Source organism: Streptomyces sp. NPDC111628 (assembly GCF_055635195.1).
Genome location: NZ_JBVKBZ010000002.1, coordinates 1,057,602 through 1,070,845, shown reverse-complemented (window position 1 = coordinate 1,070,845; position 13,244 = coordinate 1,057,602). Strand labels below are relative to the sequence as shown.

Annotated in this window: 14 protein-coding genes; 9 read left to right on the top strand and 5 right to left on the bottom strand. The window is 73.0% G+C overall.

What is annotated here, in order from left to right; translation table 11 throughout:
* The first annotated feature begins 34 nt into the window (after window positions 1-34).
* Both ACZ7MF_RS12510 and ACZ7MF_RS12505 read left to right on the top strand, forming a co-directional pair.
* Window positions 35-1,237 carry an MFS transporter gene (locus ACZ7MF_RS12510; RefSeq protein ID WP_471476346.1) on the top strand — a complete coding sequence of 401 codons (1,203 nt, stop codon included), beginning with the start codon at window positions 35-37 and terminating at the stop codon, window positions 1,235-1,237.
* A complete protein-coding gene (locus ACZ7MF_RS12505) occupies window positions 1,234-1,425 on the top strand; it encodes a hypothetical protein (protein ID WP_471476344.1) in 192 nt (63 codons plus the stop codon). Before ACZ7MF_RS12510 ends, ACZ7MF_RS12505 begins: the two co-directional genes overlap by 4 nt.
* Before the next feature lie 267 nt (window positions 1,426-1,692).
* Here ACZ7MF_RS12505 and ACZ7MF_RS12500 read toward each other — a convergent pair whose 3' ends face one another.
* Window positions 1,693-2,349, bottom strand: coding sequence for a TetR/AcrR family transcriptional regulator (locus ACZ7MF_RS12500; protein ID WP_471476342.1), 657 nt, complete (start codon window positions 2,347-2,349; stop codon window positions 1,693-1,695).
* Between the two features lie 256 nt (window positions 2,350-2,605).
* Here ACZ7MF_RS12500 and ACZ7MF_RS12495 point away from each other — a divergent pair, with 256 nt between their 5' ends.
* The 4 genes from ACZ7MF_RS12495 to hemC all read left to right on the top strand — a co-directional run bounded on the left by ACZ7MF_RS12495 (window position 2,606) and on the right by hemC (window position 7,067).
* Window positions 2,606-4,060: an MFS transporter gene (locus tag ACZ7MF_RS12495; protein ID WP_471476340.1), complete on the top strand. Its 1,455-nt coding sequence runs from the start codon at window positions 2,606-2,608 to the stop codon at window positions 4,058-4,060.
* Window positions 4,061-4,156: 96 nt separating this feature from the next.
* Window positions 4,157-5,137 (top strand): ATP-dependent DNA ligase, encoded by a 981-nt coding sequence (locus ACZ7MF_RS12490; RefSeq protein ID WP_471476338.1) that lies wholly within the window; start codon window positions 4,157-4,159, stop codon window positions 5,135-5,137.
* A 141-nt stretch (window positions 5,138-5,278) separates the two neighbouring features.
* Entirely contained in the window at window positions 5,279-6,055 is a 777-nt protein-coding gene (locus tag ACZ7MF_RS12485) for an NPP1 family protein (protein ID WP_471476335.1), read from the top strand.
* Window positions 6,056-6,131: 76 nt separating this feature from the next.
* Window positions 6,132-7,067: a hydroxymethylbilane synthase gene (hemC, locus tag ACZ7MF_RS12480; protein WP_471476332.1), complete on the top strand. Its 936-nt coding sequence runs from the start codon at window positions 6,132-6,134 to the stop codon at window positions 7,065-7,067.
* Window positions 7,068-7,086: 19 nt separating this feature from the next.
* Here hemC and ACZ7MF_RS12475 read toward each other — a convergent pair whose 3' ends face one another.
* The gene (locus ACZ7MF_RS12475; protein ID WP_356861127.1) at window positions 7,087-7,611 is read right to left on the bottom strand and encodes a hypothetical protein; all 525 of its coding nucleotides are present in this window, start codon (window positions 7,609-7,611) and stop codon (window positions 7,087-7,089) included.
* 302 nt (window positions 7,612-7,913) lie between these two features.
* Between ACZ7MF_RS12475 and ACZ7MF_RS12470 the strand changes: the two genes are divergently transcribed.
* Window positions 7,914-8,705, top strand: a complete 792-nt coding sequence (locus ACZ7MF_RS12470) for a SigB/SigF/SigG family RNA polymerase sigma factor (RefSeq protein WP_356861155.1) — start codon at window positions 7,914-7,916, stop codon at window positions 8,703-8,705.
* Here the strand turns inward: ACZ7MF_RS12470 and ACZ7MF_RS12465 are convergent.
* Window positions 8,653-9,039 (bottom strand): ANTAR domain-containing protein, encoded by a 387-nt coding sequence (locus ACZ7MF_RS12465; protein WP_471476329.1) that lies wholly within the window; start codon window positions 9,037-9,039, stop codon window positions 8,653-8,655. The two genes, ACZ7MF_RS12470 and ACZ7MF_RS12465, sit on opposite strands and share 53 nt — an antisense overlap.
* A gap of 119 nt (window positions 9,040-9,158) precedes the next feature.
* On the opposite strand from ACZ7MF_RS12465, the gene ACZ7MF_RS12460 reads away from it, so the two are divergent.
* Window positions 9,159-9,962 carry a VOC family protein gene (locus tag ACZ7MF_RS12460; RefSeq protein ID WP_471476327.1) on the top strand — a complete coding sequence of 268 codons (804 nt, stop codon included), beginning with the start codon at window positions 9,159-9,161 and terminating at the stop codon, window positions 9,960-9,962.
* A gap of 10 nt (window positions 9,963-9,972) precedes the next feature.
* Here the strand turns inward: ACZ7MF_RS12460 and glgX are convergent, their stop codons facing one another.
* Window positions 9,973-12,120, bottom strand: a complete 2,148-nt coding sequence (gene glgX / locus ACZ7MF_RS12455) for a glycogen debranching protein GlgX (RefSeq protein WP_471476325.1) — start codon at window positions 12,118-12,120, stop codon at window positions 9,973-9,975.
* Complete coding sequence (locus ACZ7MF_RS12450) at window positions 12,117-12,632, bottom strand: pep a2 (protein WP_471476323.1); 516 nt, start codon at window positions 12,630-12,632, stop codon at window positions 12,117-12,119. Before ACZ7MF_RS12450 ends, glgX begins: the two co-directional genes overlap by 4 nt.
* A gap of 277 nt (window positions 12,633-12,909) precedes the next feature.
* On the opposite strand from ACZ7MF_RS12450, the gene ACZ7MF_RS12445 reads away from it, so the two are divergent.
* On the top strand, window positions 12,910-13,182 hold the full coding sequence (locus ACZ7MF_RS12445; RefSeq protein WP_471476321.1) for a DUF5133 domain-containing protein: 273 nt from the start codon (window positions 12,910-12,912) through the stop codon (window positions 13,180-13,182).
* Window positions 13,183-13,244 lie beyond the last annotated feature (62 nt).

Genomic DNA, 13,244 nt, shown 5'->3' with positions numbered 1-13,244 from the left:
GCGGGCCACCGGTGGAAGGCGTGACGATCGATGCGTGACCCCGAATCGGAACCGGCCCCTCGTCCTGCTGTCCTTCGGCCACGCCTGCGTCGACGTCTACCAGGGCACCGTGGCGGCCCTGGTGCCGTACTTCGTCGCCGAGCGGGCGTACGGCTACGCCGCCGCCTCGGGCGTCGTGCTCGCCGCCTCGCTGCTGTCGTCGCTGGTGCAGCCGCTGTTCGGGGCGCTCACCGACCGGTGGGCGCTGCCGTGGCTGCTGCCGCTGAGCACCCTGACCGCCGGGGCGGGCATCGCCCTCGGAGGCGTCACCGACTCCTACCCGCTCACCCTCGCGGCCGTCGCGGCGGGCGGCGTGGGGATCGCCGCGTACCACCCCGAGGCGGCGCGGGCGGCGCGGGCGGCCGCACGGGGCAGCCATACGGCGATGGGGTGGTTCTCCCTGGGCGGCAACGTCGGCTTCGCACTGGCGCCTCCGCTGGTGTGGGCCGTCGTCGGCGGCGGAGGTCTCGGCGCGTCCTGGCTGCTGGCGCTGCCCGCGGTGGTGGGAGCCGTGCTGTGCGGGGCGGCGGTGCGTTCGGCCGGGGCGGCCCGTGCGGCGGGCGGCCGTACGGCGCTGGCGGCGGGCGCCGACGACTGGGCGTCCTTCCTGCGGCTCACCGGCGCAGTCGTGTGCCGTTCCGTCGTCTTCGTCGGCCTGAGCACGTTCGTGGCGCTGTACGTGCGGGAGCGGGTGGGCGGCGGCAGCGCGGCGGGGACGGTGGCGCTGTTCGTGCTCTATCTGGGCGGCGCGGTGGGCACCGTCGCCGGGGGCCGGCTCGCGGACCGGTACGGGCGGCTGAAGGTGGTGCGGCGGTCGTACGTCCTGACGGTCCTCGCGGTGGCCGGGGTCGTCCTCGTGCCGGGTCCCGCGGTGTACCTGTTCGTCGCCCTGACGTCGGCGGGGCTGTACGTGCCGTTCTCCCTGCACATCACGCTGGGCCAGGACTACCTGCCGCGCCGGGTGGGGACGGCGAGCGGGGTGACGCTGGGGCTGGCGGTGAGCGTCGGCGGGCTCGCCGCCCCGGCGCTGGGCGCACTGGCCGACGCGTCCTCGCTGCGGGCGGCCCTGCTGCCGCTGGTGGCGCTCCCCGCGGTGGGCAGGCTGCTCCTGTGCGGCCTGCGCGATCCGGGCCCGCCCCCGGCGCCGCCCGCCGTCGGGCCACCGACGACACGCGACGCCGACATGCGGGGGCGGTGAGCATCGGCTCCCCAGCGCCGGGCACACCGACCGACGCGTCCTCGCTGCGGGCGGCCCTGCTGCCGCTGGTGGCGCTCCCCGCCGTGGGCAGGCTGCTCCTGTGCGGCCTGCGCGATCCGGGCCCGCCCCCGGCGCCGCCCGCCGTCGGGCCACCGACGACACGCGACGCCGACGTGCGGGGGCGGTGAGCATCGGCTCCCCCGGCGCCGGGCACACCGGCCGACGCGCGAGCGCTCCGGCGACGTCCTTGTCGTCAACCGCACCGACGCCACCGTCACCCGGGTCGACCCGCGCCGGGGCGCCGTGGAGGAGACCGTGACCACTGGCGCCGACCCCAACCACGTGGAGATCGCCGACGGCACCGCCTACGTGGTCGACCAGCCCGCGCCGCCGAGGGCACCGTGACCCGGAACCGTCTCGCCCGCCGACCGCGCCCCGTCGTCTTCCGGCGCCCGTCAGTCCCCGCCCCGGGGCGTGACGGGGGCCAGCCACATGCCCACGATCGCGTCCACGAGGCCGTCGGCCGCGTCCTGCCAGCTGGCCCGCGGGGTCGGGCGGTTCCCGGCCAGGGCCCGCTCGCGCTCCTCCGCCGTGTGCACGATGAGATGACGGGCCATGTCGCCCCGCTCCGCGCTGACCTCGTCCGGCAGCGCGGGCATGCACCGGCGGCGCCCCTCGATGATCGCCCGCAGGGAGACGGAGGCCCGGGACTCCTCGGTCAGGATCTGCCGCAGCGCCGGGTCGGTCATGACCTGGGCGCAGAACCGCGCGTACCAGGTGGGGCTGCCCAGCGCCGCCAGGTGGTCGAACTGGGGGCGGACCAGGCAGTCCACCCAGTCCCGCAGGTCCGGTGAGTCGCCGAGGGCGGCGAGCTGCCGGGCGCGCAGCTCCTCGACCCGCTCCGAGTGGCGCCGGGCGATGGCCCGGACGAGGTCCGTCTTGGTGCCGAAGTGGTAGCCGACCGCGGCGTTGTTGCCCTGCCCGGCGGCCTCGCTGACCTGTCGGTTGGAGACCGCGTACACCCCGTGCTCGGCGTACAGCCGCTCAGCGGTGGTCAGGATCAGCTGCCGGGTCGCGCTGACCTGTTCCGTCCGGACCGCCCTGCCCGCCATGATCACCACCGCGCCGGGACTTTTCCGCACCGCCCGCGACGACCAGTCCCTCGAGTCGTCGCAGGTCCGCCGACGTACGGCGGGTCTCACGAAAGCCTACGGCGCGGCGGCGGGGCATCGCCGCCCGGCCCGGACGGGCGTTCGCCCCTCACACCCCGTAGGATACTTCAAGCGACTGACTTAAAAGCTCGCGTTCCGTTTTCTCCCACCCGTTTTCTCCCACCGTCGCAAGACTCATCGCCGGAAAGGCTCTTCCATGCCCGCTTCCCCCGCCTCACCACGGCCGAACGCCGTGGTGGCGGTACTGGCCCTGGCCGGGATCGTCGTCGCGCTGATGCAGACCCTGGTCATCCCGATCATCCCGGAGCTGCCGAAGCTCCTGGACGCGTCGGCGTCGGACGCGGCCTGGGCGGTGACCGCCACCCTGCTCGCCTCCGCGGTGGCCACTCCGGTCGTCGGCCGGCTCGGCGACATGTTCGGCAAGCGGCGGATGCTGCTGCTCAGCCTGGTGCTGCTGATCGTCGGTTCCGCGGTCTGCGGACTGAGCGACGCGCTGGTCCCGATGGTCGTCGGCCGCGCCCTGCAGGGCCTGTCGGCCGCCGTGATTCCGCTCGGCATCAGCATCATGCGCGACGAACTGCCCGTCGAGCGGCTGGCCGGTGCCACCGCCGTGATGAGCGCCTCCCTCGGCGTCGGCGGCGCGCTCGGCCTGCCCGCGGCCGCGCTGATCGCGGACAAGCTCGACTGGCACATGCTGTTCTGGCTCTCCGGCGCGCTCGGAGTGGTGGCCCTGGTGCTCGTGCTGTCGCTGGTGCCCGAGTCGGCGGTGCGCACCGGCGGCCGCTTCGACCTGCCCGGCGGCATCGGCATGGCCGCCGGCCTCGCGAGCCTGCTGCTGGCCATCTCCAAGGGCGGCGACTGGGGCTGGTCCTCGGCCACCACCCTGGGCCTGTTCGCGGCGGCCGTGGTGATCCTGCTGGTCTGGGGCTGGTGGGAGCTGCACACCCCGGAGCCCCTGGTGGACCTGCGCACCACCGCCCGCCGCCAGGTGCTCTTCACCAACCTGGCGTCCGTCGCCATCGGCTTCTCGATGTTCGCGATGTCCCTCGTCCTTCCGCAACTGCTGCAGCTGCCCGAGGCCACCGGTTACGGACTCGGCCGCTCGCTGCTGACCACGGGTCTGGTGATGGCGCCGTCCGGCCTGGTGATGATGGCGTTCGCCCCGGTCTCCGCGAAGGTCTCCAAGTCCAGGGGTCCGAAGGTGACGCTGATGATCGGCGCCCTGATCGTGGCGGCCGGCTACGGCCTGAACATCGTGCTGATGGCCGAGGTCTGGCACCTGGTACTGGTCTCCTGCGTCATCAGCGCGGGCATCGGCTTCGCCTACGGCGCCATGCCGTCGCTGATCATGGGCGCGGTGCCGCCGAGCGAGACGGCCGCCGCGAACAGCCTCAACACCCTCATGCGGTCCCTGGGCACGTCGGTCGCCAGTGCCATCGCCGGTGTGATCCTGGCCCAGATGACCATCGACCTCGGCGGCTTCGCCCTGCCGTCCGAGAACGCGTTCAAGGTGGTCATGGCCATCGGCGCGGGCGCGGCCCTGCTGGCCACCGCCCTCGCGTCCTTCATCCCCCGGCACCGCCCGGCCGGCACCCCGGCGGGCCCGGCTCCGGCCGACGGTGTCGCCTCGGAGCCCGCCTCCGTCCGCTGACGGCGACGGCGCCGGTCCTGCCCGGGGCCGGCGCCGTTCAGGCGAACCTGGCGGGCAACGCGCGTGACGGCGCTCCGGCGGGTCGAGTACTGACCCGTGGAGCTGCCTGCGATCCCTCCGATGCTCGCCACCGCCGGCGCCCTGCCGCCCGCCGGGCAGGACGCGCGCTGGGCCTACGAGACCAAGCAGGACGGGCAGCGCGTGGTGGTCTACCTGCCCGGCGACGGGAGCGTCCTGCTGCGTGCCCGCTCCGGCCAGGACATCACCGTCGCCTATCCGGAACTGGCGCCGCTCGCCACCGCGCTCGGCGAGACCCCCGCCGTACTGGACGGGGAGGTGCTGGCCCTGGACGAACAGGGCCGTGCCGACTTCCAGTTGCTCCAGTCCCGGATGGGCCTCGCGCACACCCCGGCCCGGGCGGCGCACCGGGCGGCGAAGGTCCCCGTCCACCTGGTGCTGTTCGACGCCCTGCACCTGGCGGGCCGCTCCCTGCTGCGCCTGCCCTACACCGGCCGCCGTGAGCGGCTGACGGAGCTCGGGCTGAACGGGCCGTCGTGGTCGACCCCGGCCGCGCTGGTCGGGCACGGCGCACAGGCCCTGCGGGCCACCCGCGAGCACGGCCTGGAGGGGCTGGTGTGCAAGCGGCTGGACTCGGTGTACGAGCCCGGGGTCCGCTCCCGGGCCTGGATCAAGATCCGCAACATGCGCAGCGAGGACGTCGTGGTCGGCGGCTGGCTGCCCGGCAAGGGGCGGCTCGGCGGCCTTCCCGGCGCCGTCCTGGTCGGCCAGCGCGCCGCGGGCCGGCTGCGTTACGTCGGCGGGGTGGGCACCGGCTGGAGCGCGGGCGAGCGGACCGAGCTGGCCGCACTGCTGGCGGCCGCCGCGAGTGACGTCTGCCCCTTCGACCCGGTGCCGCGGGTGCCGGGGGCGCGCTGGGTGGTGCCCCGGCTGGTCGGCGAGGTCCGCTACAGCACCCGCACCCGGGAGGGCATGCTGCGCCAGCCGTCCTGGCTCAGGCTCCGCCCGGACCTGGCGCCCGAGGAGTCGGCCGCGGACCTTCCGGACGACCTGGTGTGAGCGGGCGACTCCGGGTCGGGTGTTGGGCTCGCCTTCACCGCGGGGACGCCTGTGCGCCCTTGGCGCGGGAGGAAAAAGAGGGGAACCTGAACTCCCCTTCCCCCCACAGCCGTTGGGCTGCGCCAGCCCGAGGAGGACGCGATGTCCCCGCGTACCACCGCGACGCCCCGCCACAGATGGCTCACCGTACCGCTCGGTGCCCTCGCCCTCGTCGTCGCCTTTCCCGCCACCGCCTTCGCCGCCCCGCCGCCGGGGCTGCCCGGCAACGCCGACAGCCTGGAGCGGATGTACCAGCCCGCCTACGACTACGACACCGACGGCTGCTATCCCACACCGGCCATCGGCGCCGACGGAGCGGTCAACGGCGGGCTCAACCCGACCGGCGCGCTCAACGGCAACTGCCGGGACGCCGCCGACCTCGACAACACCAACGGCTACGCCCGCGCCAAGTGCGACGGCGACTGGTGCGCCTACATGTACGGCCTCTACTTCGAGAAGGACCAGGCCCTGCCCGGCACGAGCCTGGGCGGCCACCGGCACGACTGGGAGCACGTGGTGGTGTGGGTGCGGGACGGCACCGCGCAGTACGTGTCGACGTCCAACCACGGCTCGTTCAGCGTGCACGAGCGGTCGGCCATCCGCTTCGACGGCACCCACCCGAAGATCGTCTACCACAAGGACGGCATCAGCACCCACTGCTTCCGCCCGGCGACCTCGGGCGACGAGCCGCCGGAGAACCACAAGGGGACCTGGCAGTACCCGGCCCTGGTGGGCTGGAACGGCTATCCGGCGGGCCTGCGCTCCAGGCTGAGCGGCTACGACTTCGGCAGCGCCAACTTCGGCCTCAAGGACGGCAGCTTCGCCTCCCACCTGGCCGCCGCCAAGCCCGCCGGCATCCCCTTCGACCCGAACGCCTGACCCTGCGGGGGGCGGACAGTGGGCCGGTCGGGCGAAGCGGTCGGCCCGGGCTCCCCCGGAGCACTATCGTGTCCGCATGTCCGCCCCCGAACTCATCCGCATCGTCTCCCGCGACTCCCCCATGGCACTGGCTCAGGTCGAGCGCGTCCGGGCCGAGTTGACCGCCCTCCACCCCGGCGTCCGCACCGAGGTCGTACCGGTGCGGACCACCGGCGACAAGTGGCTCGGGGACCTGTCTCTGGTGGAGGGCAAGGGCGCGTTCACCAAGGAGGTCGACGCCGCGCTGCTGTCGGGCGAGGCCGATCTCGCGGTGCACTGCGTCAAGGACGTGCCCGCCGACCGGCCGCTGCCCGCCGGTACGGTCTTCGCCGCGTTCCTGAAGCGGGACGACGTGCGGGACGCGCTGGTCCACCCGGGCGGGCTCACGCTGGACGAGCTGCCGGAGGGGACGCGCGTCGGCACGTCCTCCGTGCGCCGTGTCGCCCAGCTGGCCGCCACCCACCCGCACCTGCGGTGCGTTCCCTTCCGCGGCAACGCCAACCGGCGGCTGGCGAAGCTCGACGCGGGCGAGGCGGACGCGCTGCTGCTCGCCGTCTCCGGACTGGAGCGCATCGGCCGGACCGACGTGATCAGCGAGGTCCTCTCGGCCGAGACGATGATGCCTCCGATCGGCGCGGGCATCCTCGCCCTGCAGTGCCGCGAGGGCGACGGTGCGCTGATCGAGGCGGTCGGCGCACTCGGCGACCCGCGTACGCACCGGGAGGCGACGGCGGAGCGCATGTTCCTGCACGTCCTGCAGGGGCACTGCAACAGCCCGATCGCCGGGCACGCGCACGTGGACCGGAGCGGTGAACTCTCGCTGCGAGCCTGCGTGTTCACCCCCGACGGCAAAATCCGGCTGAACGCGCACGAGTGGGCCGGCCGCCTCGACCCGGCGACCCTGGGCACGTCGGTCGCGGTGGCCCTGCTGCGGCAGGGCGCCCGGGAGATCATCGACGGCATCGCGCACTGAGCGGCGGCCGCCCGGCGGGTCAGGCGGTGCCCTCCTCCGACTGGCCCCGCAGGAACGCGCTCACCTGGTGTACGAGGCCCTCGTCCCGCACCCCGCCGCACGGGGCGGCGCCGGCGCCGTCGGGCAGCCCGGGGGCACCGCTCCACAGCCGGCGGTCGGCCCACTCCTCGTCCACCCTCAGCTGCACCTGGACGTCGACCTGGCTCAGGCTCGCCTCCGGCCCGGCCGCGTAGAGCACTGCGGTGGCCCGGCGCAGCGGGTAGACGTCGAAGCCCTCGATGAACTGGGAGTTGCGCCAGTCGAGGAAGGCGCTCTCCCCGTCGGGGCCGATCCGCACGTCGATCTGGCCGTCCTCCAGGTGGATGCCGAGGTGCCGCCCGCCCCGGTTCTCCACGGTCACCCGGACCCGGAAGTACGTCAGCCCCTCGGCGGCGTCGTCGCGGCCCCGCGGCGGCTCGGCCGGCTCAAGACCGTGGACGCGGACCCGCAGGCCGGCGTGCTCGTCGTACTCCTGCCAGTCCCCGACCACGTTCGGCTCGTACACGGTGCCCCTCTCGACCTCTCGACGCTGCTTCCTATCCGTACGCTCAGCGCACTGTCAAATGAGCGGAATGCGCTGTGGCCAGGGACTTCGTCCCTTTTGATCGGTGATCAAGCGCTGCCCAGGGACGATCCGCCGACGCCGGTCCGCGCGATCACCGGGAGCGTGCCGCACATCACGTCCCGCGACGGGGCGGCCGCACCGGTCCCGGCATGCAGCCGTTCGAGTGGCCGTCCGGGGGATTCGCGCTCAGTATCCATATATACGAGGACTTGCCAGCACCCCTGCTGAGGGAGGTGCGCGTGATGCGTGTCGCCGGCAGAACCCAGCCCCACCCGCACGACGACGCTCCCGACACGGCCGCTGCGTTCGAACGGCTCGCCGGGCTGCCCGAGGGACCGGAGCGCAAGGCGCTGCGGGACGAACTGATCCGGGTCTGGCTGCCCATGGCGGAGCGGATCGCCGTCCGCTTCCGGGGCCGCGGCGAGAACCTGGAGGATCTCTATCAGGTGGCGGCCCTCGGCCTGGTCAAGGCCGTCGACCACTACGACCCGGCGCGCGGCCACGCCTTCGAGGCGTACGCGGTGCCGACCGTGACCGGCGAGATCAAACGGCACTTCCGCGACCACATGTGGACGCTGCACGTGCCGCGCCGGATCCAGGACCTGCGCAACCGGGTCCGCAGATCGGCGAAGGAACTGGCGCAGACCACGCCGGGGCGCGCCCCGACCGTCGAGGAGATCGCCGAGCACGCGCAGCTGACCACCGTCGAGGTGCGCACCGGCATGGAGGCCCTGGAGTGCTTCTCGGCGCTGTCGCTGGAGGCGGAGATGCCCGGCACCGACGGGTACGCCCTCGGCGACGCGCTGGGCGGCCCCGACCCCGCCTTCGACGCGGTCGTGGACCGGGTGGCGGTCCGGCCCTGCCTGGAGGCGCTGCCCGAGCGCGAGCGCACCATCCTCTACCTGCGCTTCTTCGGAGGGATGACGCAGAGCCGCATCGCCCAGCAGCTCGGCATCTCGCAGATGCACGTCTCCCGGCTGCTCACCGGCTGCTTCGACCGGATACGCGAGGAGATCCTGACGGAGGCCCGCTGAGTCCGGGCCCGCCGCACACGGGCCGCCCCAGGCGGTCCCCCAGGGCGGCCCGGATCTCCGGCGGCATCACTCCGGTGCGCCCCCAGATGAGTATCGTTTCCGCCACATTGCGGAGTTTGATGTTCGTATGCTGGGAAACTTCCTTCAGGACGATCCACCCCTCGTCCGGCGTCACCCCGTCGAGGGCGATGACCACCCCGATGGCCTGGTCGACGACGGCGTGCGAGACGACCGCCTCCTTGAGCTGCCGGACCTCCTCCTGCAGCCGGAAGATCTGGTCCGAGTCGGAATCCGGGTCGGGGTTCGGGCGCACGCCGGTGGGGGGCACGGTCACCTCGGGGCCTCCGTTTCGGCGCCATGTGCGGGGTACTCGCCAGGCGCCCGCCGCACTCCCGGCCGGACACTGGTGTGGAGCCGGTGGCTGCCGGTGGACGAGACCAGGACACGACTGCCATGAACCACGACACGACCTCCTCCACCCGCGGGGAGAGCCTTCTGTCCACGCACGCCGTGTACGGGGCCCCCTGCTGGGTGAGTCTCACCAGCCGTGATCTGAAGGCCACCGAGGAGTTCTACTCCGCCGTGCTGGGCTGGCGGTGGCGGCCCGCCCGGCTGGGCGAACCCTTCCGGATCGCCCTGGCCGACGGGGTGCCGGTGGCCGGGATCGCCGCCGTCGCCGCGATGTGGCAGATGGCGGTGGCATGGACGCCGTACTTCGCCGTGCGCAGTGCGGACGAGGCCGTGTCCCGGGCGCAGGAGCGCGGCGGCACCACCGCGGTCGGGCCGATCTCCCTGCCGCCGGGGCGGGCGGCCCTGCTCGCCGACCGGGACGGCGCGACGTTCGGGATCTGGGAGGGCGAGCTCTTCTCGGACTGGGACGCCTGGCGCACCAAGCGCCCCGCCTTCATCCGGCTGCACACCCGCGACGCCTTCGACGCCGCGATCTTCTACGGCGAGATCTTCGAGTGGGCGTCGGGGCAGGGCGGCTGCGAGGTCCGGTACGAGGGCGACGAGGTGGTCCTGCGCCACGAGGGCGAGGTCGTGGCCCGCATCGAGTCGGGAGCGCTGGGCGCTGCTCCCGACCCGGCCGTCCGGCCGCACTGGCAGATCCACTTCGCGGTCGAGGACGTCACGGCCTGCGCCCGCGTCGCGGAGCGGCACGGCGGCAGCGTGCTCTCGCTGAGCCCGGACGAGGCGGTGCTCCGGGACGCCGACGGCGCGCAGTTCACGGTGACCGCGCGCCGCCTCGGCAGCTGATCTCACCGGCTCACCGGCCGGTGCGGGAGGTCCGGGAGAGCAGCACGAGGCTGCGCTGCTCGACGGTCAGCCGGGTGCCCGCCTTGTGCTCGGCCTCGTCGGGGACGCCGTCCGGGTCGGCGGTGTCGACCAGGGCCGTCCAGCGTTCGCCGTAGCCGGCGTCGGGCAGCCGGAAGTCGGCCGGCTCCCAGTGGCTGTTGAGCAGCAGCAGGAAGGAGTCGTCGACCACGGGCCGGCCCCGGGGGTCGGGTTCGGCGATGGCGTCGCCGTTGAGGAAGACGCCGACGGTGTGCGCGTCGGAGCGCTGCCAGTCGTCGTCGGTCATCTCCCGCGCGTCGGGGAGCAGCCACACCAGGTCGGGCAGCGGCTGGTCCGCGTGGGTGAGGGTCTCGCCGCGGAAGAAGCGGCGCCGGCGCAGCACCGGGTGGTCGGCGCGCAGCGCGATCAGGCGCCGGGCGAAGTCCAGCAGCGCGCGCTGCTCGCCGCCGAGCCGCCAGTCGATCCAGGAGATCTCGTTGTCCTGGCAGTAGGCGTTGTTGTTGCCCCGCTGGGTGCGGCCCAGTTCGTCGCCGTGGCACAGCATCGGGATGCCCTGCGAGAGCAGGAGCGTGGCGAGGAAGTTGCGCTGCTGCCGACCGCGCAGCTCCCGGACGGCCGGGTCCCGGGTCTCGCCCTCGACGCCGCAGTTCCAGGAGCGGTTGTGGCTCTCGCCGTCCCGGTTGTCCTCGCCGTTGGCCTCGTTGTGCTTGTCGTTGTACGAGACGAGGTCGTGCAGCGTGAAGCCGTCGTGCGCGGTGACGAAGTTGACGCTGGCGCGAGGGCGGCGGCGGCTGTGCTGGTACAGGTCGGAGGAGCCGGTCAGCCGGGAGGCGAACTCGCCGAGCGTGTGCTCCCCCGCGCGCCAGAAGTCCCGTACGGCGTCGCGGTACTTGCCGTTCCACTCCGACCACAGCTGCGGGAAGTTGCCCACCTGGTAGCCGCCCTCGCCCACGTCCCAGGGCTCGGCGATCAGCTTGACCCGGCTGATCACCGGGTCCTGCTGGATCAGGTCGAAGAACGCGGACAGCCGGTCCACCTCGTGGAACTGCCGGGCGAGGGTGGCCGCGAGGTCGAAGCGGAAGCCGTCGACGTGCATCTCGGTGACCCAGTACCGCAGCGAGTCCATGATGAGCTGGAGCACGTAGGGGTGGCGCATCAGCAGGCTGTTGCCGGTGCCGGTGGTGTCGTAGTAGTGCTGCCAGTCGCCGTCCACCAGTCGGTAGTACGAGGCGTTGTCTATGCCGCGGAAGGAGAGGGTGGGGCCCTTCTCGTTTCCCTCGGCGGTGTGGTTGTAGACCACGTCGAGGATCACCTCGAGTCCGGCCTCGTGCAGGGTCTTGACCATCGACTTGAACTCGCTGACCTGCTGGCCGCGGGTGCCGAGGGCGGCGTAGCCGTTGTGCGGCGCGAAGAAGCCGATGGTGTTGTAGCCCCAGTAGTTGGCGAGGCCGCGGTCCTGGAGCACGCCGTCGTGGACGAACTGGTGCACCGGCATCAGCTCCACGGCGGTCACTCCGAGGGAGGTCAGGTGCTCCACGACCGCCGGGTGGGCGAGGCCCGCGTAGGTGCCGCGCAGTTCCTCGGGCACGTCGGGGTGGGTGCGGCTGAGGCCGCGGACGTGGGCCTCGTAGATGACGCTCTCCGAGTACGGGCGCCGGGGCGGGCGGTCGTCGCCCCAGTCGAAGAAGGGGTCGGTGACCACGCCGAGCATGGTGTGCCCGGCGCTGTCGCCCGGGTCGGCCTTGCCCCTGGCCCGCTCGAAAAGGGAGGCGTGGTTGTCCACCAGCCCGTCCACGGCCCGCGTATAGGGGTCGAGGAGCAGCTTCGCCGGGTTGCAGCGGTGACCCACGGCCGGGGCCCACGGGCCGTGGACCCGGTAGCCGTAACGCTGTCCCGGGCCGACGCCGGGCAGGTAGCAGTGCCACACGAAGCCGTCGACGTCGGGCAGCGGGATGGTGCTGTGGTTGCCGTCGTCGTCGACGAGCACGAGGTCGACCCGCTCGGCGACCTCGCTGAACAGGGCGAAGTTCGTGCCCTGCCCGTCGTACGCGGCCCCCAGGGGGTAGGGGTGCCCGCTCCACACGGGCGACCCCTTCCAGTTCGGCCTGGCGCGGGTCACCGGGCCTCCTCCAGAACGCCGCCGCCCGTACGTGCCCAGCCGGCCACCTGGGCCACCGGCATGATCTCGCGCGGCACTTCCAGCCCCTCCTGGGTGATCGGCTCGGGCTCAGTCGCCACCAGCGGGACGCGTTCGCCGGCCCGGGCGCGGCGCGAGAACCAGATGACCTTGGCGCCGGTGTCGGTGGCGCAGCAGCCCCAGCCGTCACTGTTGGCGGCGAGGTGCTGCAGACAGCTGCGCAGGTCGTGGTCGGGACGGAGCGCGTGGTCGTTGCCCGCTACGGCCGTGATCAGGTGCTGGCGGTTCCACCACATCTCGATCGACGTGTTCTTGTCGCTCGCGTGCTCGTCGATCGCCAGCAGCAGCATCTCGGCGCCCGAGCAGACGGGTTCGACGAGGTTCTCCAGGTTCCAGAACCGGAGGTGAGCGGCCAGGATGCGCCTGACCTGTCCGACCCGTTCCGGGCTCACTTCCACGTCGAGGTGGTAGTAGCAGGGCACTGCGGTCTTCATCGTCGTGGCTCCTCACCGCGAAGGCTCTCGCTCCTCCTCGTCCCTTGGGGGACGGGCTCCCCGATCACGAAGCGTGAGCGCTGATCGCTTCTGAGTCACTCCAGAGTGGGAGCGGTAGTCCATTCGTGCAACACGAGCAGGTCGGGGGCCGAATTCGGGGCCCAGCGGATGACGGGAAACAGTTGAAGATCCAACAAGACGGGGCGTCACCACCCGTGCACCATGTGTGAAGAACTCGATCGTCCGTACCACCGGACCGTCCGGAAGGTGACCGGCCATGCTGCTCCCCGCGAAGAGCGAAGTCGCCCGGCAGCTGCGGCATTACCGCGCCTGGGAACGCTCGATGCTCGCATCCCCCACGGACGTCACCGTCCGGACCACCTTCGAGGACTCCGGCTACACCCTCTGCGTGCTGATGGGGAAGCGGTGTGCACGCGAGGCGGCGGACGCCGCCGAACGGTATCTGCGGACGAACCTGGTCACTTACGCGCAGGAACAGCCGGACCGGCTCGCCCCGACGGGGCACAAGGCCCCCTCCGGAGCGGCCTGACCCGATCGGCCCAACCCAACCCAACCGGCCGGGCCCGCGCCCGGCCACGAGCACGGCGGAGG

Coding starts and splice junctions, on each gene's coding strand:
- ACZ7MF_RS12450 (WP_471476323.1), bottom strand. CDS start 12,632: ATGAAGACCGCAGTGCCCTGCTACTACCACCTCGACGTGGAAGTGAGC.
- ACZ7MF_RS12445 (WP_471476321.1), top strand. CDS start 12,910: ATGCTGCTCCCCGCGAAGAGCGAAGTCGCCCGGCAGCTGCGGCATTAC.
- ACZ7MF_RS12470 (WP_356861155.1), top strand. CDS start 7,914: ATGCGTGTCGCCGGCAGAACCCAGCCCCACCCGCACGACGACGCTCCC.
- ACZ7MF_RS12495 (WP_471476340.1), top strand. CDS start 2,606: ATGCCCGCTTCCCCCGCCTCACCACGGCCGAACGCCGTGGTGGCGGTA.
- ACZ7MF_RS12485 (WP_471476335.1), top strand. CDS start 5,279: ATGTCCCCGCGTACCACCGCGACGCCCCGCCACAGATGGCTCACCGTA.
- hemC (WP_471476332.1), top strand. CDS start 6,132: ATGTCCGCCCCCGAACTCATCCGCATCGTCTCCCGCGACTCCCCCATG.
- ACZ7MF_RS12460 (WP_471476327.1), top strand. CDS start 9,159: ATGAACCACGACACGACCTCCTCCACCCGCGGGGAGAGCCTTCTGTCC.
- ACZ7MF_RS12500 (WP_471476342.1), bottom strand. CDS start 2,349: ATGGCGGGCAGGGCGGTCCGGACGGAACAGGTCAGCGCGACCCGGCAG.